The sequence below is a fragment of the Hymenobacter miniatus genome (genome assembly GCF_016427455.1).
GTDB lineage: Bacteria > Bacteroidota > Bacteroidia > Cytophagales > Hymenobacteraceae > Hymenobacter > Hymenobacter armeniacus.
The window spans coordinates 275,622-300,123 of the sequence record NZ_JAELXR010000005.1 but is presented as its reverse complement, the minus strand read 5'-3'; the positions used below and the strand labels follow the sequence as shown (position 1 = coordinate 300,123).

Genomic DNA, 24,502 nt, shown 5'->3' with positions numbered 1-24,502 from the left:
AACAATCTAACAACTGACAACGAGCAACTGACAACTAAACAGCCTCGCCAAGCAAAGCCGCGCCGGTGGTGCTCGTGGCCAGTACGTTCACGTAGTCGCCTTTCTGAAAGTTTTGCTTTGGGAAGATGACGACTTGGTTCTGGCTGTTGCGGCCGCTCAGGTGCTCGGCCGAGCGTTTGGACGGGCCTTCTACCAGCACCTGGTGCACTTTGCCCACCATGCGGGCGTAGCGGGCGCGGGCGTGCACCTGCTGCCGGTCGATGACCTCCTGCAGGCGGCGCTTCTTCACTTCCAGCGGAATGTCGTCTTCCAGCTTGCGGGCGGCCAGCGTGCCGGGGCGCTCCGAGTAGAAGAAGTTGTAGCCCATGTCGTACTGCGCGAAGTCGATGAGGCTCAGCGTGTCCTGGTGCTCTTCCTCGGTTTCGGAGCAGAAGCCCGAAATCATGTCCGTCGAGATGGCGCAGTCGTCGCCCAAAATGCGGCGGATGGCTTGTACCCGCTCCTCGTACCAGGGCCGGTCGTAGGTGCGGTTCATCAGGGCGAGCACGCGGGAGTTGCCGCTCTGGGCGGGCAGGTGGATGTACTTGCAGATGTTGTCATGGCGCGCCATGGTGTGCAGCACCTCGTCGGTGATGTCCTTGGGGTGCGAGGTGGAGAAGCGCACGCGCAACGCAGGGCTGATGAGGGCCACGCGTTCCAGCAGCTGGGCAAAGTTGACGTGCTCCAAGCCGTCGGCGCTGGCCCATTTGTAGGAGTCCACGTTCTGGCCCAGCAGCGTCACTTCCTTGTAGCCGGCGGCCACCAGGGCCTGGGCTTCCTGCACAATGCTGTGCGCGTCGCGGCTGCGCTCACGGCCGCGGGTGAAAGGCACCACGCAGAAGGAGCACATGTTGTCGCAGCCGCGCATGATGCTGATGAAGGCCGTGATGCCGTTCGAGTTCAGGCGCACCGGCGTGATGTCGGCGTAGGTTTCTTCGCGGCTCAGCAACACGTTCACGCCTTTTTGGCCGCCGTCGACCTGGCTGATGAGGCCGGGTAGGTCGCGGTAGGCGTCGGGGCCCACCACGAGGTCCACTATCTTTTCTTCTTCCAGAAACTTGCTTTTCAGGCGCTCGGCCATGCAGCCGAGCACGCCTACCAGCATGCCGGGCTTGCGCTTTTTGTGCGAGTTGATTTGCTTGAGGCGCATGCGCACCGTTTGCTCGGCCTTCTCCCGAATGGAGCAGGTGTTGAGCAACACCAAGTCGGCGTTGGCGAGGTCGTCGGTAGTATCGAAGCCTTCATCGAAGAGGATGCTCGACACGATTTCGGAATCCGAGAAATTCATCTGGCAGCCGTAGCTCTCGATGTAGAGCTTGCGCTGCCGACCCGTGCGGGTAGCGGCCGTGATGCGCACCTCGCCGCTGGGCGTAGCCTCGGCAGCGGGGGCGGCAGTATCTAAAAAATCAAGAGTTAAGAGGGGCTGGGGCATAATTATAGCGCGTTTCGGCGGACGACAAAGATACAGCTTCGCTTGGTAAAATGACAGAATGGCAGAGACGGAAGCCGGGAACAGTTAGCAGAAATCGTTACAAATTGTTCACTGCTAACCGTTCACTGTTTATTGCTCATTGATAGTTGCGCCCAGCACCTCCAGCAGGGCTTTTGCCTTCAACAGGCACTCTTCGTACTCCCGCTCGGGGTCCGAGTCGAACGTAATGGCGGAGCCGACCTGGAAGCTGAGGTAGCCCGTGTCCTGCCGGTATTGCAGCGAGCGAATGACGACGTTGAAATCACAGTCGCCGTTGGGCCACACGTAGCCGATGCTGCCGCTGTAGAGGCCGCGCCGGGCGTTTTCGTAGTGCTCGATGAGCTGCATGGCCCGGATTTTGGGCGCGCCCGTCATTGAGCCCATGGGGAAGGCGGCGCGCAGCACGTCGACCAGCGTGGCGTCGGGCCTGGCGGTGGCTTCCACGGTCGAAATCATTTGCCAGAGGTGGCGGAAGGGGTAGAGGCCGAAGAGCTCGGGCACGCGCACGGTGCCGGTTTGGGCCACGCGGGCGAGGTCGTTGCGCACCAAGTCCACTATCATCAGGTTTTCGGCGCGCTCTTTTTCGTCGTGTAATAAGGCATTGCGCTGCTGCTCGTCTTCCGCCGGCGTGGCCCCGCGCCGGATGGTGCCCTTGATGGGCTGCGACAAAAGGCGCTGGCCCCGCCGGGCCACAAACCGTTCGGGCGAGGCGCACAGCAAAAACCGGTCGTGCCAGCGCACGAAGCCCGCGAAGGGAGCGGGCGACGCCGCCATCAGCCGCCAAAACACGTCGACGGGATTCAGCGAGACTTGCTCGGCGTAGAATTCCTGGCACAGATTCAACTCGTAAACCTCGCCATTCAGAATATCCGTTCTAATGGCTTCCACGGCGCGCAGGTATTCCGCCCTGGGCAGGCGGGGCCGTAGCACGGGCACGTGCGGTGCGGGAGTGGCGGGCAGCAGCTGGGCCAGAATTTGGGCTAGCACCCCGGCGGTTGCGCCGTGGACTTCCACGGCGTCTTCTCGCCAGCACAGCCAGGTTTCCGGCGCGAAGAAATGCAGCCGCGGCCAGCCCATGCCGTCGGCGTTGTGGCTGGAAAGGGCTTCGATATTGTTTTTGACGTCGTAGGTGATGAACCCGCACCGAAATACGGCCGGGGAGGTATCTGCTTCAAGTGCCGCCAACGACTCTACTGCCTGCGCCTGCGCCTGCGCCGACGCCACGGCCAGGATGCGGCGAAAAGGCCCTTCCGGGTAAGCCGCGTCGTTGGATTCAAAGTAGGCGCAATGCGGAAACTGCGCGGCCCACTGCACGGCCCGCCACCGAAAATCGGCGGGCAAATCGGCCAAAGAAACAAGCACAGGAGCAGCCGCGGAAACAGACACGGGAAAGCGGTTCAAGTAGGAGCCAGAGGGACAGCGCCATGCCAACAAGCCCCCAGCGGCCGGGGTTATTTCAGCTCGCGCAGCGCCAGCGTGGCTTTGGCGTCGGTGCTGTTTTTGTATTCGTGCCAGGGGTAGCGCAGGGCCTTCTCAAAATAAAAGCGGGCCTGGGCTTTTTTGCCGGCGTCTTTGGCCATGTAGCCTTGTTGGAGCGCGGCCTGGGGCGCAAAATAATACGGCGCTTTCGGGCCGGCCACCGTTTGCGTGCGCTCAAAGTAAAACCAGGCCGAATCGAGCCGGCCCAGGCCCTGAAAGGCGCGGGCCCGACGGTAGGGCTCCTCGATGCGGTCGCGCCAGAGCGTGGCGGGCGTCACGCGGAAGGAGCGCAGCGTGGCCAGGGCCTGCTGGTTGTAGCCGCCGTCGGTTTGCAGGCGAGCGCGGGTCAGTATGGGGTTCAGGGCTTGGGCCTCGTGGTAGTAGTGCTGGGCGTAGTTGTCCTCCTCCACGTCGGTAGGGCCGGGCTCGTTGATTTGGGCGCGGTAGCGGGCCACCGCAGCCGGCGGCGCCCCGCCCAGCCACGCCGCCAGGTAGAGCTTAAAGGCCGCATCCTTGCGGTAATGCACGCCCTTGTATTCCCGCAAAAACGTCAGGTTCTCGCGTTCCGAAGCCGCGTAGTCGCCCTGGTACAGCAGCAGGTCGGCGGCCATGTGGCGCAGGTAGGGCACCGGCTGGTAGCCCGGGCCGGTAGGCCGGGCGCGGTAGGCGGCCAGCGCCGCCTCGCCGTGGTGCTGGCGCTTGTTGATGCTGATGAGTAGGTAAGAAAACAGCAGGTTGTCGGGCTGCTGGGCGTGCAGGCGCTCGGCCAGGCGCAAGGCTTCCTCGGGCTTTTTGTAGTAGCCTTCCCGAATTAAGCTCAGGTAAATCTGGCTTTCCGTCTGAAAGTCGTGGGCCTGGGTGGCAGCCAGCGCCAAGTTGCGGAGGCCTTCGTTCGAGTCGGCCGTCAGGCCCAGCAAACTCAGCAGCCAGTGGTAGCCCTCGGGCAGGGAGCCCACGGCAAACTGCGAAATGCCCAGCGTCTTGCGCGCCGGCAGAAAACTTGGGTAATGCTTCACTACGTCCTGCATCTGGCGGTAGCCGCTGCGTAGGTGGTAGCCGCCCATCACCACGTGCTTGAACAGCAGCTGGCTCAGCCCCAGGTGCAGCGTGATTTCGGCCCGGGCGTAGTCGCGCAGGGCGCTGGCCGGTTGTTTATCGAGCACCTCCAAACGGGCTTCCTGCGCCTCTTCCGATGCATCGAAGCGGCTGGGGTCCTGGCTTAGAATAAGTTCGGCAAAGTCGATGCAGTTGGCCACCAGCAGGGGCGAGGCCGCCTTGGGGGCACCGGCCAGCTCGGACCGGAGCAGTTCGCGGGCGGGCCCCAGGCGCAGTTTCAGCACCTCGGCATAGGCCCGGCGGCTGGCGGGCGTGAGTTCGCCAGCCGCCGCGGCAGTGCTGGGCTGTTCGGCGGGCGTACTGGCCTGCGGTGGCATCGCAAAGCCTGAAACCAGCAGCCAGCCCGCCACCCCGCCCAGCCGCCGCACGCCCACCCAGCGCCGGAAAAAAGCAGCGCATACAGAAATACCGGCCAACAATGCCATAGGGTAACTTAACAAAAAAAGGAACGACGCGCGGCCGTTCCTTTTTACGATTTCAATCAGCAAGTCAGATTCGTGAGTTGCTCATTAGTCGAGCTTAAACCGCGCGGGCTTCCACGTCGGCCAGAATGCGGCCGCAGTGCTCGCACACGATGATTTTCTTGTGCGAGATGATGTCGGCCTGGCGCTGGGGCGGCACCGTGTTGAAGCAGCCGCCGCAGGCGTCGCGGCGCACCAACACCACGGCCAGGCCGTTGCGCACGTTGCCGCGGATGCGGGTGTAGGCCGTCAGCAGGCGGTCTTCCACCGGCTTGGTGGCTTCCTCGCGCTGGGCCATGATGGTGCGCTCCTCTTCCTCGTTCTCGCCCACGATGGTGTCGAGCTCCGATTTCTTGTTGTCGAGGTCCTTGCGGCGCTCGTCCAGCTTCGACTTGGTGCCGCTGATTTCGGCATTCTTCACGTCAATCTGGTACTGCGCCTCTTTGATTTTCTTGTCGGCAATCTGGATTTCCAGGCGCTGCAGCTCAATTTCCTTGGCAATGGCTTCGAACTCGCGGTTGTTGCGCACGTTCTGCTGCTGCTCGTCGTACTTCTTGATGAGGCTTTCGGCGTCTTTGCTGGCTTGCTTGCGGCTCTTGATGAAGTCGTTCAGACCCTGAATTTCTTCGTCAAATTTCTTCACGCGCACTTCGTAGCCCGCAATTTCGTCTTCCAAATCCCGCACTTCTTCGGGCAAATCGCCCCGCACGCGCCGGATTTCGTCGAGCTGCGAGTCGAGGTGCTGCAGGGTGAGCAGGGCTTCGAGCTTGGCGGCTACGGGAACGTCGGCGGGAGCCACGGCGGCACTTTTAGCAGTCATATTGAACGGGGTTCGTAGGGGTTTCAGCGATTAAGACCGCAAAAGTACGTCCAAATCCGGCCGTTAGCAAATCCCGAAACACCTCGCCGGTGAACTGTTCGCTCTCGAAATGGCCCACGTCGCAGAGCATGAGCCGGCCTTCCGCCCCGAAAAACTCGTGGTATTTCACGTCGCCGGTCACGTAGGCATCGGCCCCCGCCGCCCGCGCCGCGCCGATGAGGAACGCGCCCGCCCCGCCGCATAGCGCCACGGTTTTAATCGGTTTCTCGAACGCCGTGTGGCGCACCACCGGCACCAGCAGCTGCCGCTTCAGCAGCTGCCGGAATGCGGCCGGCGCCAGCGGCTCGGCCAATTCGCCCACCAGGCCAGCGCCTACGTCCTGGTGCACGTTTTCCAGCTTAATGAGCTCGTAGGCCACTTCCTCGTAGGGGTGCGCGGCACGCAAAGCGCGCAGCACCGCCGCCTGCCGGTGCAGCGGCAGCAGCACTTCCAGGCGCTTTTCGGCCACGGTTTCGGGCTGATTTGCAGCCCCGATGGCGGGCTGGGTGCCCGCGCCAGGCGTGAACGTGCCGGTGCCTTCGGTCTGGAAGCTACAAGCTGCATAACGGCCGACCTGGCCCGCGCCGGCGGCGTACAGCGCGGCCAGCACGCGGCCGGCCACGTCGGCTTGCTGGTCGTCGGGCCGGTTGGGCACGTAGGTGATGAGACGGGCCAGGATACCGCTCTGCGGGGCCAAAATACGGGTTTTCAACAGGCCCAGCTTCTCGGCCAGCTTGTCGTTGACGCCGCCGCGCACGTTGTCGAGGTTGGTGTGGGCGGCGTAAATGGCCACGTCGTTTTTAAGCGCGGCAATGATGGTTTGCTCCACTTCATTAGCTCCGGTGAGCCGCTTGAGGGGCCGAAAAATGACCGGGTGGTGCGCCACCACCACGTTGCAGCCCCGCCGCACGGCCTCGGCCACCACGGCGGGCGTGCAATCGAGGGTGATGAGCACGCCGGTGATTTCGGCCTGCGGGTTGCCGCATTGCAGGCCGGCGTTGTCGTAGCTTTCCTGATAGGCGAGGGGCGCGGCGGCTTCGAGCAGGCGGGCGAGGTCTTGAACGGTGGGCATTTTTCAAAAAGAGAAAGAGGGAATGACGAGGAGGATGGCGAGAGCAGTTGAGGCGTGCCCTTATTCTTCATTAATCAAGTTGCCCAGCGTGGCCACGTAGTTCGCCACGTTGGCGGCTTCGTTACGACTTTTATACTGCATGAGGTAGCGCGGGTGGTCGAGCACGATGACTTCTTTGAACAGGTCCAGCTCCGCGTTCAGGCGCTTAAAAAAGTCGCCATTGCGCTTGCCCAGGCTCACGGCCACATCGCGGCGCAGGCCCAGTTCCTCCACCTGCTGGCGCAGCGAAAGCCGGATGTCCGGCCACAGGGCTTTGACGAGCGCCGGAGCGTCGTAGTAATTGTAGTTCAGTCCGTTTTTCAGCAGCACCAGCGGGTAGAGGGAACTCACGTAGAAATGCTGGTAGAACTCCGCTGGCCCGCCCATGGCCGAAACGACTTTGTAGACGAACTGCGTGGAGGTCTCGGGGCGGCCGCGCGGCAGGTCGTTGGCAATGCCGCAGTGCTCGGCCAGGGCGGTGGGGTCGGTGAAAGCCACGCCGGTGCGGCCCATGCCCAGCCGGCCGGGGTTGATGCCCAGCAGGGCCACGCGGGGCTGGTTGTCGGCGTAAAATTTCTGGGCAAACCGGCTGAGCAGTTCCCGCACCGACGCTTCCCTAAAAGGACTCTGGGCTTCGACGCCCGCGGGCAAGGCCTGGGGCAGCGGAAATGTGGTGAGAAAGTGCAGCAAACGGTCGGCCAGCGTGGTCATGGCCCAAAAGTACGCGCCGGGTGCCGGCCAAACCCGCCGTACTTTTGAGGGCGTATGGCCCGTTTGCTGCTGTTGTTGCTGCTGCCGTTTTCCTGGCTTTATGCCGGCGTCATGGCCGTGCGCAACTGGCTGTACGACGCGGGCTGGAAGAAATCGGAAGCTTTTGCGGTGCCGCTGCTGGGCGTGGGCAACCTGCGGGTGGGCGGCACCGGCAAAACGCCCCACGTCATCTGGCTGGTCGAAGAGCTGTTGCGCCAGGGCCACCGCCCGGCCATTCTCAGCCGGGGCTACGGCCGCCAAACCACCGGCCCCCGCCTGGCCGGGGCCGCCGATTCGGCCCTTACCGTCGGCGACGAGCCCTGGCAGTACCACACGCAGTTTGCGGCGCAGGCAGTGCCCGTGGCCGTGGCCGAAAAGCGCGGCCTGGGCGTGGCGCTGTTGCTGGAAGCGCACCCCGAAGTCACGGTCATTGTGCTCGACGACGCCTACCAGCACCGCGCCGTGCGCCCGGCCCTGAACGTGCTGCTCACCGAATACGCCCGCCCTTTCTACGAAGACCATGTGCTGCCCGCCGGCCGCCTGCGCGAAAGCCGCCGCGGTGCCGCGCGGGCCGATGTGGTCATCGTCACGAAATGCCCGCCCGATTTGAGCGAAGCCGCACAGGCCGCGGTGGCGCAGCGCATCCGGCCGTATGCGCGGCCGGCGGTGCCGGTGCTGTTTTCGGCGTACGCGTATGGCGCGCCCCGGCCGCTGAGCCACGCGGAGAAGCTGGCGGCCCCGGCCGCGGGCCCGGCGCTACTGCTCACGGGCATTGCGCAGCCACAGCCGCTGCAGGAGCATCTTGAAGGTCAGGGGTATATCATTGCTCACCACGCGAACTTGCCGGACCACCACGCTTTCCAGCCGGCCGACCTCGACGCGCTGCAAGCGCATTGGCAGCTGGGCTGGCCTATTTTTACCACCGAAAAGGACGCGACGCGCCTGCAGCGCCCCGAATTGTGGGCCGGCCGGCCGGCGCTGGCCCTTCACACCTATACCATTCCGGTGCAGGTAGCGTTTTTGGGCAACGGCGCCGACGTGTTGCGGGCGCTGCTGCCCGGCCGAAGCGCTTCGCCCTGCTGAAATGATTTTAACCCTGCCGGGCTCCGGCGCATCCGATACCTGTTTGAAGGCCCCGCAACGAGGATTTTTGATTAATTGGCCGCGGTCGATGGGCGCGCTGCTGGTGCTGCTGGTGCGGCTGGCCGCGCCCGCCGCCCGCGCCCAAGTGCTCGACGACTCCACCAAGGTGGTGTATGGCCCCAAAACCACCCGCGTCATTTACGAGGCCGAGGTGCTGCGCGACTCCACCGCCGGCACGCTGCTCGACACCACGCTCACGCACTTTCCGCAGGAGCGGTTCTGGACCCACGACACCACGTTTCAGCAGGACCTGGGTGCCGTGGGCACCGCCACGCGGCCGCTGCTCTACCAGCCCAACCTGCAGCTGGGGGCCCGCCTGGGCCGCAACGTGTTCGACAAATACGCCCGCGACGCCAGCAAGGTGCCGTACTACGACTCCCGCTCGCCGTATTCGTTTTTCCGCTACATCCAGTCGGGCGCCGGCGAGCAGGTGTTTGAGTTCAGCTACAGCCGCAGCCTGAGGAAAAACTTCAGCGTGGGCATTGCCTACGAACGCATTGCCTCGAACAAGATTCTGGCCACTACTAGCCCGCGGGCCGGCTTGGTGGAACATTCCAACCTGCTGTTTTTCGGCCGTTACCAAACCGAAGACGAGCGTTACCACCTGCTGTTCAATTTCAGCAACGCCCGCCACCGCGCCGCTGAGCAGGGCGGCGTCTGGCCGCTAAAAACGCGCATACGTCCGGAGGGAGCGGGCATCAACGACAGCATTCCCGGCCCGGGCAGCGAAGAAACACCTGCCGACCTGTTCAAATACGCCCAACAGCGCGTGTACCTCACCCAAGCTGCCAACAACGAGGACCGCGACGAATTCTACTTCACGCACACCTACCGGCTGCTGGGCCGCGGCCTCACCGTGTACCACACCTTCGACGCCAAGCGCCAGTACAACAGCTTTTCCGATTTGGCCCTCCAGCGGCTTAACACCGCCGAAAACTTCTACCCCCGCGTGCTGTACTACCCCCGGGTGCTGCGCAACACGGCCGCCATTCTCGACCGCGTGGAATTTGCGCAGGTGGAAAACACGGCCGGCGTGCTGGGCCGCACCAAGGCGGTGGAGTACCGCCTCTACGGCCGCTACCGCACCGCCAGCCTAGTGTCGCGGGCGCTGGTCAACAACCAGGACTTCGGCGGGGCAATCAATACCGGGCTGCGCCTGGAGCAGGCCGCGCCGCGCCGCACGTTCAACGAGGTGTTTTTTGGGGGCACGGCGGCTTTCAACTACCGCACCATCTACGCCGTGGAGGCGGCGGGCGAGCTGCACCCCGTGTCCTTCGGGCCTGCCCAGAACGGGCCTGAGTATTGGGCCCGGGCCTCGGTGCGCACCGGGCCGCTGTCGGCTGAAGCCTTAAGCACGTCGTACGCGCCCACGCTCACGCAGCAGGAGCTGGTGGGCAACAACTACGAGTGGCACCACCTGCCCGGCTCGGCCACCGAATTCAGCAACACCAACACCACCCAGCTCACCGGCCGCCTGCGGGTGAAACTGCCCGACCTCGGCCTGCTCAACCAGCAGCACTTCGAAGCCAGCGCCAGCCTGGTCAACATCGGCAATCTGGTGTATTACGACACCACCGCCATGCCCACGCAGGAAACCACCGCCCGCAACCTGCAGGTGCTGGCGGCCCGGCACCAAGTGCACCTGGGCCGGGTGGCCTTCGACAACCAGGCCACCTACACCCGCGGCGGCGACGTGAACGGCCTGCGCATTCCCGCGCTGGTGAGCAACTCGCGGGTGTACTACGAAAGCTACATTTTCCGCCGGGCGCTGTTCAGCCAGATTGGCGCCGAGGTGTACTATCAGTCGCGCTACCGGGCCTTCGACTACAGCCCCAGCACGCAGCAGTTCTACCAGCAAAACACGTTCACCATCCGCAACTACGCCGTGGCCAACGTGTTTCTTACCGCCGACATCAAAGCCGTGTCGGTGTTCCTCAAAATGGCCTACATCAACCAGGGCCTGTTGGGCGACGGCTATTTCACCACCCCGTACTACACCGGGTACCCGCGCCGCTTTCAGTTCGGCGTGAAATGGAATTTCTTTAACTAGGAATCAGGAAATGAAAGAGAAAACCATCCTGAAATTGAAACTGAACACCGACCCGCGCTGGGTCGATATCGCCGAGAAAAACATCGAGGACATCCTGGTAGACCACGCCTGGTGCGAGCAAAAAGCCGCCAGCACCGGCATCAGCATGATTATCCACTACCCCGAGAAAACGCGGCTGGTGGACGAGCTGACCGACCTCGTGGCCGAGGAGTGGAGCCACTTCGAGCGGGTGCTGCTGGAGCTGCGCAAGCGCGGCTACGCCCTGGGCCGCCCCCGCAAAGACGAATACGTGGTGCAGCTGCTGGCCCACGTGCGCAAAGGCGGCGCCCGCGAGCGTCAGCTCATGGACCAACTTCTGGTGTCGGCCCTCATCGAAGCGCGCAGCTGCGAGCGGTTTAAGCTGCTCTGGCAAAACATCGCCGACCAGGAGCTTAGTAAATTCTACTACGAGCTGATGGTGTCCGAAGCCGCGCACTTCGTGAGCTATGTAGACTTGGCCAAGGAATACTGCGACCCGAAACAGGTGGACGAACGGCTACAGGAATTGCTGAAAATCGAAGGCGAAATCATCACCAATCTGCCCGTGCGCGATGACCGGATGCACTAGGCATTACAATAGAATCGACACCGGCTTACAGCTTAATTATTAGTTAGTTTGATTCCTGGTAGTTGAGAAATGCCTTAGCTGCACCGTGTCAGTTGCCTCTTGAGGGCTTTAATAAATCTATTCTTGTAATAAGAGCTAATGCCGAAAAAGAAAGGCAGTCTGCCGGTGCGAGACGTAGAACGATACTGAAAATTTAGAAAAATAATATTGGGTTGGGAAATGATTTCCGGACTCAGAAATTTAAAGAGATACTGGTTTAAAGTAGGCTCTTTAATTGTTGTATTGGAATTGTAGCCCCAATTCACGGAGTCAAGGGCTGTGCTGATTAATTGGTTGTTTTCCTCGCTCGTAAGCCCTGTTGTAACAGAACAGAAGTTGTCGTCTTTCCACTGATAATATGCCACAATTAGTGTGGCTATTATTGCAGCAGGCAGTGGGGTAAATCCGAAGCCCAGTGAAGCGCAGAAAACTATGATGAGGAGGGTTAGTACGATTGCGGCCTGAAAGCCGCCCATCAGGACATCATACCAATACCCGTCTTTTCTTCGCCGTTTCATTTTGCACTATAGTGCCGGCAGCACGGTCCCGCGCACCTCGCCAAAGCCAATTCGCACGCCATCCTTTTCAGCAAAGCCACGCATGGTCACCGTGTCGCCGTCGAGCAGGAATTTGCGCTCTGAGCCATTGGCCAGGGGCACGGGGCGGGTGCCGCGCCAGGCCAGCTCCAGCATCGAGCCCAGCGAGTCGGGCGTGGGGCCCGAGATGGTGCCGGAGGCGTAGAGGTCGCCGGCTTCGAGGTTACAGCCGTTGGAGGCGTGGTGGGCGAGCTGCTGGGCCATGCTCCAGTACATGAGGCCAAAATTGGTGCGGCTGATGGTGGTTTCGGGCCCGCCAGCGGGCGTGAGGGCCACTTCGAGGTGCACGTCGAAGTTGTGCGCGCCGCTTTGCTGCAGGTAGGGCAGGGGCGTGGGCTCCTGCACCGGGCCGGGCGTGCGGAAGGGCTCCAGCGCATCCAGCGTCACCACCCAAGGCGCCACGCTGCTGCCAAAGTTTTTGCCCAGAAACGGGCCCAGCGGCACGTATTCCCAGCTTTGCAGGTCGCGGGCGCTCCAGTCGTTGAACAGGCACAGGCCGAAGATGTGCTCTTCGGCTTCGGCCAGCGGCACGGTGCTGCCCAGTTCGGTGCCGGTGCCCACCACGAAGGCCATTTCGAGCTCAAAGTCGAGCTGGCGGCTGGGGCCGAAGGTGGGCGCGGCTTCGTCGGGGGCTTTGCGCTGGCCGTTGGGCCGGCGGATATTAGTGCCCGACACCACGATGCTGCTGGTGCGGCCGTGGTAGCCGATGGGCAGGTGGCGCCAGTTGGGCAGCAGGGCATTGGCCGGGTCCCGAAACATGGTGCCCACGTTGGTGGCGTGCTCGATGCTGCTGTAAAAGTCGGTGTAGTTGCTGGGCTTCACCGGGCGCAGCATGCGCACCTCGGACTGGCGCAGCAGGCAGGCGCGCACGGCCTCTTCGTGGTCGCGCAGGCGGGGCTCATCGTGGCGCAGCAGCTCGCTCACGCGCTGGCGCACGGCCCGCCACGCCGGCCGGCCCAGCTTCAGAAACCCGTTGAGTGAACGGCGGCGAAACACCTTGGGCTGGGCGTCGCCCAATTCGGTCAGGTCCTCAAAAAAGCCGTGCTGGCTGGCCGCGTACAAATCGAGCACGTAGCGCCCGATGGCCACGGCCAGGCGCGTGCCCCGCTCCTCGGTTTCGAACACGCCAAAAGGCAGGTTTTGAATGGGAAAATCGGAGCCGGGGGCAATGTCAATCCAGGAGCGGAGGGCAGGCGAGTTGGGCGAAGTGGCCATGACGGGAGAAAGGGTACGGCGCAAAAGTAGGGCAAGGCCGTGCTTTCGGGCTGTTCAGCTTGATTGGCTGCCGTTTTTTGCAAACATTGCGTCTCCTCCTTTTCCCGCTGCTTCCTGCATGATTCACCCCGATACCGAACTGCGTTTCATCAGCCCCGAAGTTGGCTTCGGCGTGGTGGCCACCGCGCTGATTCCCAAAGGCACCATCACCTGGGTGTTCGATTCCCTTGACCAGATTATCTCACCCGCGGCCCTGGCCCTGATGCACCCGCTGCAGCAGGCCTTTCTGGAAAAATACTGCTACCGCGACCATCACGGCGATTACGTGCTGTGCGGCGACCATTCGCGCTTCGTCAACCACAGCTTTCGGTCTAGCTGCATCAGCACGGCCTACAACTGCGAACTGGCCGTGCGCGACATCCATCCCGGCGAGGAACTCACCGACGATTACGGCTACCTCAACCTCACCGAGCCCTTCGACTGCCTGCCCGAGCCCGGCAGCCCGCGCACCCAAGCCCTGCCCGACGACTTGCTCCGTTTCCACGCCGACTGGGACGCGCAGCTGCTCTCGGCCTTTACGGCATTCAACGGGGTAGCCCAGCCGCTTTTGGCGCTTTTAGCGCCAGAGCAGCGGCGTGAGGTGCTGGCCGTGGCCAACGGCCAGCGCCCAATGGCGTCCATATTGAACTGCTATTACCAGGAAAAAGCAGCGCGGCCGTCGTAGCCCGCGTCCCCGCACGTGCTACACGGCGTGAGGACGCGGGCTACAACGGCCGCGTTGCGTAAGCAGTTGGCTTATTTGGCCTCGACGGCGGTGATTTCGGGCACGGCTTTTTTCACCGTGTCTTCCAGGCCGGCGCGGGTCATTGGCGACATGGGGCAGGCGCCACAAGCGCCCTGCCACTCCAGCTGGAGCACGCCGTCGGGCGTGATGTTGGCCACGCGCACGTTGCCGCCGTCGGTGGCCAGGTAGGGGCGCAGGGTGTCCAGAGCCGCTTCAATCCGGGGCATGAGGGGGTGCTCGAAAGCTGGGGCGACGGTTGACATTTCCACGGACATTATTAGGAATTCATCTGCACGACGGCCGTTTTGGGGGCCACGTTGTTGCGGATACTTACTTGTCGGGCCACGGCTTCGGCCAACTCGGCAAAGCGCTGGCCAACTTCGGATTTGGGGTCGAGCACGGCGGGCTGGCCCTGGTCGCCGTTTTCGCGGATGGTTTGCACCAGCGGCAGCTGGCCCAGCAGCGGGATGTCGTGCTGCGCGGCGAGACGCTGGCCGCCGCCTTCGCCAAAAATAAAGTACTTGTTCTCGGGCAGCTCGGCCGGCGTGAACCACGCCATGTTTTCCACCACGCCCAGCACGGGCACGTTGATTTGCGGCTGGCGGAACATCTGCAGGCCTTTCTGGGCATCGGCCAGGGCCACTTTCTGCGGCGTGGTCACGATGACGGCGCCCGTCACGGGCACGGTTTGCACCAGCGTGAGGTGAATGTCGGAGGTGCCGGGCGGCAGGTCGAGCAGCAGGTAGTCGAGCTCGCCCCAATCCACTTCGGTGATGAACTGCTTGAGCGCCGACGAGGCCATGGGCCCGCGCCACACAATGGCGCTTTCGGCCGGGGCCAGGAAGCCGATGCTCATCAGCTTCACGCCGTACTTGATGATGGGCTGAATGAGGTTTTTGCCGTTGGGGCCTTGGAACACGTGCGGGGCTTCGTTCTCCACCCCAAACATGACCGGCATGCTGGGGCCCGAAATGTCGGCGTCGACCAAGCCCACCTTGGCGCCGGTGGCGGCCAGGGCCACGGCCAGGTTGGCCGTCACGGTGCTTTTGCCCACGCCGCCCTTGCCGGAGGCGATGGCAATAATATTTTTCACGCCGGGCAGCAGGTCGCCGCGGTTGTGGCGGCCGGTGGTCACGCGCGAGGTCATCGTAATCACCACGTTGGCGTCTTTGGCCACCATGGTGTGGATGGCGCGCTCGCAGGCGTCGTGAATGAGCTGCTTGAGGGGGCAGGCGGGCGTGGTAAGCACCACGGTGAAGGCGACGGTAAGGCCGTCAATCTCAATGTTCTCAATCATGTTGAGCGTCACGAGGTCCTGGCCCAGGTCGGGCTCTTCCACGTAGCTCAGGGCTTTGAGAACGGCTTCTTTGGTAATCATCATGGGGGTGGGCTAGGCGCCGGAAGGGCGGGCCGCAAAGATAACCCCGGAAGCGCCGGAGCGGTTCGGAAGATGCAAAAATGCAGGTCTAACTATCAAAAAATCTGCTTTTTCGGCTTGCAATTATTCGACATTTTTCCCACATATTTACAGGCATGCCCCTGGCAGTAATCTAAAGATTTTACACTGTTTACCTTATCTATATGCAAAACCTCGACTCTGCGAACCGTTCACTCCTTGCCGATGCCCGGGCGTTTCCCGACGGCCAGCCCGAGGCCGAGGAGGTAGTCGTGTTTGAGCTCTTGGTGCCGGGCGCCGCCAAAGTGCCGCCCCAGCGCCAGTACCTCGAAGTTGCCTCGCTGGTGGTGTTGCCGTCGTCGGTGAGCAGCACCGTGCCCAGCACCATCGTCACCGATTTGCGCGTGAGCGACACCGCCCGCCGCCTCACCTGGAAAGTGACGGCCACGCTGACGGCGCCCCCCGCGCAGGCCCGGCGCCACTAGCGGCTCCGGGCGGCCGTAGCTGCTTATTGCAAAAACTCCAGCTGGCGCGAGGCCAGCAAGCCTTCGGGCACGCTGAGCGCGCCGGTGTGTGGGTCGATGAGGCCGTTGCGCTCGTCTTCGATGTTGGTGGCCTGGGTGTACACGTCGCCCGCAATGGGGCGGGTGCGCAGCTCCTGCTTAAAGGCCTTGATGCTGTTGGTGCGGGATTCGGCGTCGGCCGGGCCGCCGTAATCCGAAAAGCCAAAGCCGCCCCACTCGCTCACAATCAGCGGCACCTGGCGGCGGTAGAAGAACGGGTCGCCCACCACCAGGGGGAAAGCGGCCGTGCCGTCCATCTGGCCGCCCACCAAGCGGTCGAGCAGCTCCTGCCAGCGGGCCAGGTCGGGGGTGTAGAGGTGGGCCGTGAGCAGGTCCGATTTCAGGCGGCCGGTGTAGGAAATGTGGTGCCAGCCGTCGTTGTCGACCACCAGAAACTGCGGATAGGCAATCTGCATGAAGTGGTAGGTGTCGACGATGTACTCGCGCGTTTCGGGGTTGGTGGCAATGTCCTGGGCGCCCCAGTCCTCGTTGTAGAGGCTCCAGATGATGATGCTGGGGTGGGTTTCGCTCAGCGTGACGAGGCGCAGCAGCTCGGCGCGGTGGTTTTCGCGGCTGCGCGGGGTGGAGCTGTGCGGGCTGGGCACTTCCACCCACAGCAGCAGGCCCAGCTCATCGGCCAGATTGTAGATGCGCGGGTCGATGCCGGCGATGTGCACACGGACCAGGTTGCAGCCCAGGGCTTTCATGGCGTGCATGTGGCGTTGCATTTCTTCCAGCGTGGCCTGGCCGGGCTGGTAGAGAATGCCGTCGAGGTAGGTGGGCTGGTTGTTGAGGTACACGTAGCGGCCGCGCGCCTCAATCTTGCGCAGCCCAAACAGCGTTTCAATCTGGGCGGCGTAGCCATCGGCGTCGATTAGGCAGGCCACCAAGCGGTAGCGGTTGGGCGCCTCGGGGCTCCAGAGCTCGGCGCCGGGCACCTCCAGCACCACGCGCTGCTGCCACTGCCCGGGTTCTAGGTGCAGCGGAAAGTCGGAGGAGGCGAGCGGGGCCGTGCGGTCGGACGTGAGCGGGTCGAAGACCTGCAGGCGGATGAGGTAGTCGCCGGCATCGTGAATGCGCAGCGTCAGGTTGAAGCGCACCAGCTGGTCTTCCACCACGCTCACCACGCCCACGCGCGAGCGCAGGCGGTTGCGCTCCACGGTTTCGAGCCACACGCTGCGCACGGCGCCGGTATACGTTTGGTACCAAATGCCGCCGCGCTTGTACACGTGCGATTCCTGCTTACCGCGGGGCGTCTCGGCGTCCATCGTGTCCACGATGCGCACGGTGAGGCGGTTCACGAGGTGCAGGTTTTCCTCATTCAGCTCGTAGCTGAAGGAAGTGTACTCGCCGTAGTGCACGTCTTCGCCCTCAATGGTGCTCAGAGGCTGGCCGTTGAGCCACACCCGCGTTTCGTAGCCGCAGGCCCCAAACGTGAGTTGAATGAGGGAGCGCGCCTGGGGTTCGGCTACTTCGGGCAGGTTGAACTCGCGCTCGTACCACACCACAATTTTGTCGTGCCAGGCGGCGCCGTCCTGCTGGCCCCGCACTTCGGCCAAATGAGCTTCGACCGAGCCGGGCCACTGGGCCAGGTGCTCGTAGTTGTGGCCCAGGGCCCAGTCGTCGCGCAGGCCCACGTCTTCCGCATCGTGGGCAAATTTCCATTGGCCGTCGAGCAGCACGTGGCTGCTCATGCGCAGCACGGCGCGGGGTAGGGGATTGGTAAAATCCTCGGGTGTTTCCTCTTCGGGCCGGCTGGCCGAGAGTGAATAGTTGGATGGGTTCAGGTCCTCCATGCGGGCAAGGGTAGGGGCGCAGCGAGATAAGCTGTGCCTGACATACCCCTGCTAACGGGCATACTCATCAGAATGATGCACACCAACCCATCGAATGACAAACCGCCTGCGGCATTGGCGGCTTGCAAGTCGGCCGTCGCGCTGCGGCTACAGCTGCACGCCCATGGCCAGCCCGGCCCCGCCGCCGGGGGCGTAGGTGGGCACCAGCAGCAGCTTGTGGGCCAGCCGCTGCGGCAGCAGTTTGGTGAGCGCCGGGTAGGCGTGCCACACCGTTTCGGCCGAGAGGAAGCCGATGGCGGCGCCGGCCAGCACGTCGGTGGCCCAGTGCTTGTTGCCGAGCACGCGCATGGTGCCGGTAGCAGTGGCCACGGCGTAGCCGGTCACGCTCACCCAGGGGTATTGGCGGCCGTATTGCTCGTGCAGCAGCGTGGCCGTGAGGAAGGCCTGCGAGGTGTGCGACGACGGAAACGAACTCAGGTCCTGGGCGTTGTAGGGCCGGGGCTCGGCGGTGATGCGCTTGAGGTGGTTGACCACGCCCTGGTCCAGCTCGTGCGCCACCAGGTAGATGAGCGTGAAGCCCAGCGGCGTGCGCACGCCTTGGTGGCCGGTGGCCATCAGCCCGTAGGCCAGAGCCAGGGGCGCGTGGCGCGTGTAGTCGTCGAGGCCATGCGCGTCGAAGCCGCTGAAAACCTCCTGCGTTTCTTCCTGCAGGTCCTGCTTGGCCTTGCACAGGGTTTGGTTGAAGGTGGGCTTGTGGGCCAGCACGCCCACGCCAATGGCCACCGACGGCACGGCCACGCGCAACAGAGCCGCGCGCAGGTGCCCGGCGGGCCGGGCCGTTACCGAATCGGGCAATGGGCGGGTGGGAGCCTGGGCGGCGACCTGGATGCACGGCCACCCGGCCAGCAGCAAAAGCAAGCGCAACCGAATCAACATAAAAGCAGGACCTGGATGTGGATTTTAAATCTACACACGGCCGCGCCCGAAACGAAACAAAAACCGGTGAGTGGAAGGCTTTTCCCCTTGAGCAGCCGGTCTGACGCGGCCACCCGCCGGGCACAAAAAAGCCTCTGCCTGACGGGGCAGAGGCTTTGGACTGCTTTCGGGCGCGGCTCAGGTCTTTTGCTTCTTTTTCTTGGCCGCCGGGAAAAGGATGTTGTTCAGGATGAGGCGGTAGCCGGGGGAGTTGGGGTGCAGGGCCAGGTCGGTGGGCTCCTCGCCCACCAGGTGCTGGTAGTCTTCGGGGTCGTGGCCGCCGTAGAACGTCCAGGTGCCTTTGCCGAGCGAGCCGTGCACGTAGCGCGCCTCGCCGGTTTGTTTGGTGTCGCCCATTATCACCACATCGGGTTTCACGAGGCTTTTGCGGAAGGCCGTGGTCTGGCCCATGAAGCCGTGAATGGTTTTTTCGTGGTTCTGGCACAGCATGGTGGGCACCGGGTCGTACTTGGCCGAGAAGGTGAAGAGCTGGAAATAGTCGTTCTGCTCGCCCAAGCCCCGCTCGCCGGGCTGCATGTCGATGTTGGAGTACTCGTACTCAAACGGGTTGGTTTTGAGCTGGAAGTTCTGGAAAGCCAGGCAGCGGTTAAAGTTGAGCTTGGATTGGGCGCTGGGGTCGGCGGGGTCGCCGTCGTACATGCTTTCCACCATGTCGATGCCCAGGCCGGCCAAGGCGATGTCGTAGCTGTCGGTGGCCGAGCACATGGCAAACAAAAAGCCGCCGCCGGCAATGAATTCCTGCATTTTGGTGGCCACGGCGCCCTTCATCACGCTCACCTTGGCAAAGCCGTTGCGCTTGGCGGCGGCTTCGGCGTCGCGCACCTGCTGCTGGTACCAGGGGTAATTGCGGTAGGTGGCGTAGAACTTGCCGTATTCGCCCGTGAAGTCTTCGTGGTGCAGGTGCAGCCAGTCGTACTTGGGCAGCTCGCCCTTCAGCACTTCGTCGTCGTAAATCTGGGTGTAAGGAATTTCGGCGTAGGTGAGCACCATGGTCACGGCGTCGTCCCAGGGCTGCTTGCCTTTGGGCGTGTACACCGCAATTTTGGGCACCTTCTCCAGCTTCATCACGTCCATGTTGGCGTTGGGGTCGGCTATTTCCTGCAGGATGCCGGTGTACTGCGCTTCGCTGATGACCTGAAACGTGACGCCGCGCACGGCCAGCTCATTCTCAGCCGCCGAGCTGGTTTCGAAGGCAAACGAGCCGCCGCGGTAGTTGAGCAGCCAGTCGACGGGCACCTCGCGCTGCAGCAGCCAAAACGCCACCCCGTAGGCCTTGAGGGCCTCTTTTTGGGTGTTGTCCATGGGGATGAACACGTGGTTGGCGCGCGCGGCCAGCGGGGCGGCCACGCCGGCCGCCGCCATCAGCCAAAACAAGAAAAAACGCTTGAGCAGCATAAGATTTTAGCAAAAGAAACGCATGTCCGCAACGAGGTTGCGGCGCCTGTGGTTCAAGTTAGGCGCCGGCCGCCGAACTTTGGGCTTGCAGCGCATGCTTTCGCTTGCGCTTGAAGAAAGGCACAAGCCGAAGCATGTGCTACAACACCCTTGCCATGAGCCCTTTCGAAAACGTTCGCGAAGCTTTCCGTTCCATCCGCGCCAATCTGCTGCGCACCGTCCTCACGGCCCTCATCCTCAGCATCGGGCTGTTTGCGCTGGTGGGCATCCTCACCAGCATCGACGCCATGAAAAGCTCGCTGTCCGAAACCTTCGCCAGCCTGGGTGCCAATTCCTTTGAGCTGCACGCCAAGGGCTACACCAACCGCTCCCGGCGTGGCGGCGTGCAGGGCAAGCAGTACCCGCCCATCGACTTTTTGCAAGCCAAACTCTACAAAAAAGCCATGGGCGACGAGGCCCAGGTGGGCGTGTCGGCCTTCATCTCCGGTGCCGCCGAAATGAAGGCCAACGGCGTGAAGACCAACCCCAACATGCAGGTGACCGCCGGCGACGAAAACTACCTCAAAATTCAGGGCTACAACCTCGCCGAAGGGCGCACCTTCTCCCAAACCGAGCTCAACACCGGCGCCAACGTGCTGATTGTGGGCGACGAAATCAAGCAAAAGCTGTTTCCCAAGCAAAGCCCCATCGGCCAGTACGTGTCGGCCCTGGGCCGGCGCTTCCTGATAGTGGGCCTGCTCGAAAAAAGCGGCGGCAGCATGGGCGGGGGCGGCGCCGACCGCCTGGCCCTGCTGCCCCTCGAAACCGGCAACCAGATGCCGCGCCAGCGCGCCCTTACATACGACATCAAAACCGCCACCGACAAGCCCGGCACGCTGTCCTTCCTCATGGGCCAGGCCACCGGCAAGATGCGCGCCGTGCGCCACGACAAGCTGGGCCAGGAAGACAGCTTCACGGTGGAAAGCAGCGAGTCGCTGGCGTCTACGCTTGATTCCATTTCGGGCAAGGTGAAGGTGGGGGGCAGCATCATGGCTTTCATCACGCTGCTGGGGGCCAGCATTGCCCTCATGAACATCATGCTGGTGTCGGTGACGGAGCGCACGCGCGAAATCGGCATCCGCAAAGCGCTGGGGGCCACCGCTGTGCAGATTCGGCAGCAATTCCTCATCGAAGCCATTGTGATATGCCTGCTGGGCGGCACGCTGGGCATCATCCTGGGGGTGCTGGGCGGCAACGGCGTGGCCAAGCTCATCGGGGCCGGCTCGTTCTTCGTGCCGTGGTTCTGGATGTTTCTGGGCCTGGTTATCTGCGTGGGCGTGGGGCTGGCCTCGGGCTATTACCCCGCCAGCAAAGCCGCGGCGCTCGACCCCATCGATTCGCTGCGCTACGAATAGGGCAGGGGCAACATGCTGAAGAAATGGCTGCTAGTCGCGTGGCTTTGGGCCGTGGCCGCTCCCGGCTGGGCGCAAGCCGTGGCGGGGGCCGCGCAGGCACGCATTGCCACGGTCACGGAAGGCCGGCCGGCCAACCGGTTCAACGTGCCGCAGGTGCAGCTGGGCGATGCCGCGGTGGCCGCGCGCATCAACCGCCGCTTGGTGGCGTTGGTGCTGGGCGGCGAAACCAACCCCGCGCTGAGCGTGCGCCAGCAGCTGCGGCAAGCCGAGCGGACCTGTTGCTACGACGGCGAGAACGGGCTGGGCTGGAACACGGCCGGGCAGGGCCTCACGGGCTGCGACTACACCGTGTTGCTGAATCAGCAGGGCTTGCTGTCCATCGAGTATTCGCAGGAATTCACGGGCGCCTATACCTGGGAGCAGGCCCGGCACGCCACCTTCGACTTGCGCACGGGCCGCCAGCTGGCCCTGGCCGACCTGGTGGCCGACCCGCCCGCGCAATTGACGCGCCGCATGCACGGAGCCATCAGCCGCCGCTTGGGCGAAACCATGGCCGAACTGCGCGATGCAGGGGACTCCACTGATTTCGAAATCGTGGCCGAAAATTTCCATTGGGATGAGACGGCGAAGCGCGTGCGGTTCCAGTCCGACCCCGGACCCGCCGAAGAAGCCCGGGCCTCCGAGCCCGATTTGGAAAGCTTCGCCCTCACCCCGACCGAATTGCGGCTCTACTACGAGCGCATGCTACCGCACGTCCTCCTGAACTTAGAGGCCGACAATACCTACCGCTTTCCCTATTCGAGGGTGCAACCGCGAGGAGCGCTGCTGCCCGTGGCTGCCAGGGCCCGGCCGCCGAAAGCGAAGTGAGGTTGGGTGAATGTTATACATTTGCACAAACCTCATTTGTGCAACATGGTGGCCATTCCCGCTTCCGAAACCATTGACCAGCGCTTCGCCCAGCTCATTCAGCAGTTCGGGCTCACCAAAAACAGCTTTGCCATCTCGCTGGGCAAAACCGCCAGCGTGGTGCAGCACCTCATCGACGGCCGCAACAAACCCGGCTACGACCTGCTGTGCAAGGTATTCGAGGTCTACCCAAATGTCTCAAGAGACTGGCTCCTGCTGGGCCGCGGCCCCATGCTGGTGGGCGGCGAGCCCATTCCAAAGCCGACCCCCCAGGCCGTATCTCCCACGGTCGAAGCGCCCCTTGAGCCCATCGACCTGACCGACATTGAAGCACCGGCCAGCCGCCGCGCTGGGCCCGGCGTGGCCGGCAGCCGCCTGCAGCCCGCCGAAATTGCCGCCACCCTGGCGCTGGCGTCGGCAGCCCAGCAGCCCGTCCGTGTCGCCGCGCCGGCCCTGAACGAGGCAATTCACTCTCACCAGAATGCACCCGCAGCAGCTGCCGAGCATCCGGCCGCACCAGCTCCCCAGGCAGCCCCCGCAGCCGAAATCAGTTCCCAACCGGAGCGGCGGGCCGCAAGCGCCTCCCCGCAACCCATCGCGGAGCCGCAAGTCAATCCGGTTGCGGCCCCCGCGGCTGCTCCCGCTACCAATCCCGAGGCTTTCGTTGCGGCGGCCCTGCACGCCCAGCACCTGCAGCACCAACTGGCAATGGCCGAGATGCGCAACCAGCACCTGCTGGAGCAGCAGCAAATGCTACGCGAGATGCTGGCCATGGCAAGGCAGGCCATGGTCTGAACCACGAATTCGGGCGGATTTGTCGGATTGCACGGATTTTGTGCACGGAGCTATACCCAAGCAAAAGGCCACTCATTCGAGTGGCCTTTTGCTTTTTCGTTAACACGAATTGCTCCAAGAAAATGTGCCGTCCACAAAATCCGCGCAATCCGATAAATCCGCCCGAATCCGTGGTTCAGACGAGAATGCCTACTTCCTCGGCTTCCATCAGCCCCAAGGCATTTACCGCCGTGAGGCGTAGCTTCTTCATTTCGCCCACCAGCAGAGGGTCGTATTTGGCCGCCACGCGGATGTAGTTGGGCGTAAAGCCTTCCATGCGGCCATCGGTCACGTCGTCTTCAAACAGCACGTCGGTTTCGAGGCCCAGGTGCTGCTCGTAGAAGTGGCGCTTTTTCTTTTCCGACAGGCTGCGCAGCTGCGTGGTGCGCTCGTGGCGCACCCGGTCCTGCACGCGGCCGGGCAGGGAAGGCGCCAGCGTATCGGGCCGTTCCGAGTAAGGAAACACGTGCAGGTAGCTGATGGGCAGCTCGTTCAGGAACTGGTAGGTATCGAGGAAGTCGGCATCGGTTTCGCCCGGAAAGCCCACAATCACGTCGACACCAATGCAGGCGTGCGGCATCAGTTCCTTGATGCGGGCCACGCGGCCGGCGTAGAGGGCCCGGCGGTAGCGGCGGCGCATCAGGCCCAGAATCTTGTCCGAGCCGCTTTGCAGCGGGATGTGGAAGTGCGGCATGAACCGCTCCGACGCCGCCACCGTGGTCAAAATGTCGTCGGTAAGCAGGTTGGGCTCGCAGCTGCTGATGCGGAAGCGGCGGATGCCGGTTACCCCGTCAAGGGCCTTCACCAGCTGGGTAAAGTCTTCGCGGCGCTCGCGCTCGGGGCCTTGCAGGCCAAAATCGCCGAGATTCACGCCGGTGAGCACGATTTCCTTTACGCCGGTTTCAGCCAATTTTTCCACGCGTTCCACCACGCTGGCCACGCTGCCCGAGCGGCTGCCGCCCCGCGCCAGCGGAATGGTGCAAAACGAGCAGGAGTAGTCGCAGCCGTCCTGCACTTTGAGAAACGTGCGGGTGCGGTCGCCAAACGAATGCGCGGCCACGAATTCGGTGGCTTCCGAAATGGGGGAGGCGTGCACCGCGCCCGGCTGGCCAGCGGCAGGCTTCTTGAAATCGGCCAGGATGTCGACGAGCTGAAACTTCTCGGCGGCGCCCAGCACGGCGCTTACGCCGGGAATCTCCGAAATCTCCTGGGGCTTGAGCTGCGCGTAGCAGCCCACGATGGCCACGAAGGCTTCCGGATTGTGCTTGAGGGCCTGCTGCACCACTTTCCGGCACTTGCGGTCGGCGTGGTCCGTGACGGAGCAGGTGTTGATAACGTATAAGTCAGCCCCGGTCTCAAAGGCTACTTTTTGGAAGCCCTTCTCTTCAAACTGCCGGCCGATGGCCGACGTTTCGGAGAAGTTCAGCTTGCAGCCGAGGGTATAAAAGGCAACGGATTGGGGGGTAGGCATAGCGCCGCAAAGGTACGGCCGGGGGCCAGAA

At 63.2% G+C, this 24,502-nt stretch carries 21 protein-coding genes; 8 read left to right on the top strand and 13 right to left on the bottom strand.

The window, feature by feature from the left end; genetic code table 11:
* Positions 1-34: 34 nt before the first annotated feature.
* From miaB to JAO73_RS10220, 6 genes are all read right to left on the bottom strand, one after another.
* Complete coding sequence (gene miaB, locus JAO73_RS10245) at positions 35-1,471, bottom strand: tRNA (N6-isopentenyl adenosine(37)-C2)-methylthiotransferase MiaB (protein ID WP_198976958.1); 1,437 nt, start codon at positions 1,469-1,471, stop codon at positions 35-37.
* Positions 1,472-1,600: 129 nt separating this feature from the next.
* Complete coding sequence (gene pabB, locus JAO73_RS10240; RefSeq protein WP_198976957.1) at positions 1,601-2,872, bottom strand: aminodeoxychorismate synthase component I; 1,272 nt, start codon at positions 2,870-2,872, stop codon at positions 1,601-1,603.
* 89 nt (positions 2,873-2,961) lie between these two features.
* Positions 2,962-4,530: a tetratricopeptide repeat protein gene (locus JAO73_RS10235; RefSeq protein WP_198976956.1), complete on the bottom strand. Its 1,569-nt coding sequence runs from the start codon at positions 4,528-4,530 to the stop codon at positions 2,962-2,964.
* Between the two features lie 94 nt (positions 4,531-4,624).
* The gene (locus tag JAO73_RS10230; protein ID WP_190922211.1) at positions 4,625-5,386 is read right to left on the bottom strand and encodes a zinc ribbon domain-containing protein; all 762 of its coding nucleotides are present in this window, start codon (positions 5,384-5,386) and stop codon (positions 4,625-4,627) included.
* A complete protein-coding gene (locus JAO73_RS10225) occupies positions 5,376-6,497 on the bottom strand; it encodes a Nif3-like dinuclear metal center hexameric protein (protein ID WP_198976955.1) in 1,122 nt (373 codons plus the stop codon). The genes JAO73_RS10230 and JAO73_RS10225 overlap by 11 nt, the downstream gene beginning before the upstream one ends.
* A 60-nt stretch (positions 6,498-6,557) precedes the next feature.
* On the bottom strand, positions 6,558-7,247 hold the full coding sequence (locus JAO73_RS10220) for a uracil-DNA glycosylase family protein (protein WP_198976954.1): 690 nt from the start codon (positions 7,245-7,247) through the stop codon (positions 6,558-6,560).
* Positions 7,248-7,301: 54 nt separating this feature from the next.
* Here JAO73_RS10220 and lpxK point away from each other — a divergent pair, with 54 nt between their 5' ends.
* The 3 genes from lpxK to JAO73_RS10205 are packed head-to-tail and all read left to right on the top strand — an operon-like array spanning position 7,302 to position 11,086.
* A complete protein-coding gene (gene lpxK, locus JAO73_RS10215) occupies positions 7,302-8,369 on the top strand; it encodes a tetraacyldisaccharide 4'-kinase (RefSeq protein WP_198976953.1) in 1,068 nt (355 codons plus the stop codon).
* Position 8,370: 1 nt separating this feature from the next.
* The gene (locus JAO73_RS10210; protein ID WP_198976952.1) at positions 8,371-10,479 is read left to right on the top strand and encodes a putative porin; all 2,109 of its coding nucleotides are present in this window, start codon (positions 8,371-8,373) and stop codon (positions 10,477-10,479) included.
* Positions 10,480-10,489: 10 nt separating this feature from the next.
* A complete protein-coding gene (locus JAO73_RS10205) occupies positions 10,490-11,086 on the top strand; it encodes a MiaE family protein (protein WP_198976951.1) in 597 nt (198 codons plus the stop codon).
* Positions 11,087-11,649: 563 nt separating this feature from the next.
* Here the strand turns inward: JAO73_RS10205 and fahA are convergent.
* Complete coding sequence (gene fahA / locus JAO73_RS10200) at positions 11,650-12,936, bottom strand: fumarylacetoacetase (RefSeq protein WP_198976950.1); 1,287 nt, start codon at positions 12,934-12,936, stop codon at positions 11,650-11,652.
* A gap of 118 nt (positions 12,937-13,054) precedes the next feature.
* Here fahA and JAO73_RS10195 point away from each other — a divergent pair, with 118 nt between their 5' ends.
* A complete protein-coding gene (locus tag JAO73_RS10195) occupies positions 13,055-13,660 on the top strand; it encodes an SET domain-containing protein (protein WP_198976949.1) in 606 nt (201 codons plus the stop codon).
* 71 nt (positions 13,661-13,731) lie between these two features.
* Here JAO73_RS10195 and JAO73_RS10190 read toward each other — a convergent pair whose 3' ends face one another.
* Both JAO73_RS10190 and JAO73_RS10185 read right to left on the bottom strand, forming a co-directional pair.
* Positions 13,732-13,983 carry a NifU family protein gene (locus JAO73_RS10190; RefSeq protein ID WP_198976948.1) on the bottom strand — a complete coding sequence of 84 codons (252 nt, stop codon included), beginning with the start codon at positions 13,981-13,983 and terminating at the stop codon, positions 13,732-13,734.
* A 14-nt stretch (positions 13,984-13,997) separates the two neighbouring features.
* Positions 13,998-15,101 carry an Mrp/NBP35 family ATP-binding protein gene (locus JAO73_RS10185; RefSeq protein WP_198976947.1) on the bottom strand — a complete coding sequence of 368 codons (1,104 nt, stop codon included), beginning with the start codon at positions 15,099-15,101 and terminating at the stop codon, positions 13,998-14,000.
* Positions 15,102-15,301: 200 nt separating this feature from the next.
* Here JAO73_RS10185 and JAO73_RS10180 point away from each other — a divergent pair, with 200 nt between their 5' ends.
* Positions 15,302-15,601 carry a hypothetical protein gene (locus tag JAO73_RS10180; protein WP_198976946.1) on the top strand — a complete coding sequence of 100 codons (300 nt, stop codon included), beginning with the start codon at positions 15,302-15,304 and terminating at the stop codon, positions 15,599-15,601.
* A gap of 23 nt (positions 15,602-15,624) precedes the next feature.
* On the opposite strand, the gene JAO73_RS10175 is transcribed toward JAO73_RS10180, so the two are convergent.
* From JAO73_RS10175 to JAO73_RS10165, 3 genes are all read right to left on the bottom strand, one after another.
* Entirely contained in the window at positions 15,625-17,475 is a 1,851-nt protein-coding gene (locus JAO73_RS10175) for a glycoside hydrolase family 2 protein (RefSeq protein ID WP_198976945.1), read from the bottom strand.
* Between the two features lie 147 nt (positions 17,476-17,622).
* On the bottom strand, positions 17,623-18,411 hold the full coding sequence (locus JAO73_RS10170) for a phosphatase PAP2 family protein (protein WP_198976944.1): 789 nt from the start codon (positions 18,409-18,411) through the stop codon (positions 17,623-17,625).
* A gap of 177 nt (positions 18,412-18,588) precedes the next feature.
* Positions 18,589-19,866 (bottom strand): asparagine synthetase B, encoded by a 1,278-nt coding sequence (locus tag JAO73_RS10165; protein WP_410504990.1) that lies wholly within the window; start codon positions 19,864-19,866, stop codon positions 18,589-18,591.
* A gap of 155 nt (positions 19,867-20,021) precedes the next feature.
* Here JAO73_RS10165 and JAO73_RS10160 point away from each other — a divergent pair, with 155 nt between their 5' ends.
* The 3 genes from JAO73_RS10160 to JAO73_RS10150 are packed head-to-tail and all read left to right on the top strand — an operon-like array spanning position 20,022 to position 22,961.
* Positions 20,022-21,260: an ABC transporter permease gene (locus JAO73_RS10160; protein ID WP_198976943.1), complete on the top strand. Its 1,239-nt coding sequence runs from the start codon at positions 20,022-20,024 to the stop codon at positions 21,258-21,260.
* 12 nt (positions 21,261-21,272) lie between these two features.
* The gene (locus JAO73_RS10155; protein ID WP_198976942.1) at positions 21,273-22,127 is read left to right on the top strand and encodes a hypothetical protein; all 855 of its coding nucleotides are present in this window, start codon (positions 21,273-21,275) and stop codon (positions 22,125-22,127) included.
* A 45-nt stretch (positions 22,128-22,172) separates the two neighbouring features.
* Positions 22,173-22,961: a helix-turn-helix transcriptional regulator gene (locus JAO73_RS10150; protein WP_198976941.1), complete on the top strand. Its 789-nt coding sequence runs from the start codon at positions 22,173-22,175 to the stop codon at positions 22,959-22,961.
* Between the two features lie 175 nt (positions 22,962-23,136).
* Here the strand turns inward: JAO73_RS10150 and mtaB are convergent, their stop codons facing one another.
* Positions 23,137-24,471 (bottom strand): tRNA (N(6)-L-threonylcarbamoyladenosine(37)-C(2))-methylthiotransferase MtaB, encoded by a 1,335-nt coding sequence (gene mtaB / locus JAO73_RS10145; protein ID WP_198976940.1) that lies wholly within the window; start codon positions 24,469-24,471, stop codon positions 23,137-23,139.
* Positions 24,472-24,502: the final 31 nt, after the last annotated feature.

Excerpts from the sequence above, each read along its gene's own strand:
- miaB (WP_198976958.1), bottom strand. The coding sequence starts at position 1,471 with ATGCCCCAGCCCCTCTTAACTCTTGATTTTTTAGATACTGCCGCCCCC.
- JAO73_RS10235 (WP_198976956.1), bottom strand. The coding sequence starts at position 4,530 with ATGGCATTGTTGGCCGGTATTTCTGTATGCGCTGCTTTTTTCCGGCGC.
- JAO73_RS10230 (WP_190922211.1), bottom strand. The coding sequence starts at position 5,386 with ATGACTGCTAAAAGTGCCGCCGTGGCTCCCGCCGACGTTCCCGTAGCC.
- JAO73_RS10225 (WP_198976955.1), bottom strand. The coding sequence starts at position 6,497 with ATGCCCACCGTTCAAGACCTCGCCCGCCTGCTCGAAGCCGCCGCGCCC.
- JAO73_RS10220 (WP_198976954.1), bottom strand. The coding sequence starts at position 7,247 with ATGACCACGCTGGCCGACCGTTTGCTGCACTTTCTCACCACATTTCCG.
- lpxK (WP_198976953.1), top strand. The coding sequence starts at position 7,302 with ATGGCCCGTTTGCTGCTGTTGTTGCTGCTGCCGTTTTCCTGGCTTTAT.
- JAO73_RS10210 (WP_198976952.1), top strand. The coding sequence starts at position 8,371 with ATGATTTTAACCCTGCCGGGCTCCGGCGCATCCGATACCTGTTTGAAG.
- JAO73_RS10205 (WP_198976951.1), top strand. The coding sequence starts at position 10,490 with ATGAAAGAGAAAACCATCCTGAAATTGAAACTGAACACCGACCCGCGC.
- fahA (WP_198976950.1), bottom strand. The coding sequence starts at position 12,936 with ATGGCCACTTCGCCCAACTCGCCTGCCCTCCGCTCCTGGATTGACATT.
- JAO73_RS10195 (WP_198976949.1), top strand. The coding sequence starts at position 13,055 with ATGATTCACCCCGATACCGAACTGCGTTTCATCAGCCCCGAAGTTGGC.
- JAO73_RS10190 (WP_198976948.1), bottom strand. The coding sequence starts at position 13,983 with ATGTCAACCGTCGCCCCAGCTTTCGAGCACCCCCTCATGCCCCGGATT.
- JAO73_RS10185 (WP_198976947.1), bottom strand. The coding sequence starts at position 15,101 with ATGATGATTACCAAAGAAGCCGTTCTCAAAGCCCTGAGCTACGTGGAA.
- JAO73_RS10180 (WP_198976946.1), top strand. The coding sequence starts at position 15,302 with ATGCAAAACCTCGACTCTGCGAACCGTTCACTCCTTGCCGATGCCCGG.
- JAO73_RS10175 (WP_198976945.1), bottom strand. The coding sequence starts at position 17,475 with ATGGAGGACCTGAACCCATCCAACTATTCACTCTCGGCCAGCCGGCCC.
- JAO73_RS10170 (WP_198976944.1), bottom strand. The coding sequence starts at position 18,411 with ATGTTGATTCGGTTGCGCTTGCTTTTGCTGCTGGCCGGGTGGCCGTGC.
- JAO73_RS10165 (WP_410504990.1), bottom strand. The coding sequence starts at position 19,866 with ATGCTGCTCAAGCGTTTTTTCTTGTTTTGGCTGATGGCGGCGGCCGGC.
- JAO73_RS10160 (WP_198976943.1), top strand. The coding sequence starts at position 20,022 with ATGAGCCCTTTCGAAAACGTTCGCGAAGCTTTCCGTTCCATCCGCGCC.
- JAO73_RS10155 (WP_198976942.1), top strand. The coding sequence starts at position 21,273 with ATGCTGAAGAAATGGCTGCTAGTCGCGTGGCTTTGGGCCGTGGCCGCT.
- JAO73_RS10150 (WP_198976941.1), top strand. The coding sequence starts at position 22,173 with ATGGTGGCCATTCCCGCTTCCGAAACCATTGACCAGCGCTTCGCCCAG.
- mtaB (WP_198976940.1), bottom strand. The coding sequence starts at position 24,471 with ATGCCTACCCCCCAATCCGTTGCCTTTTATACCCTCGGCTGCAAGCTG.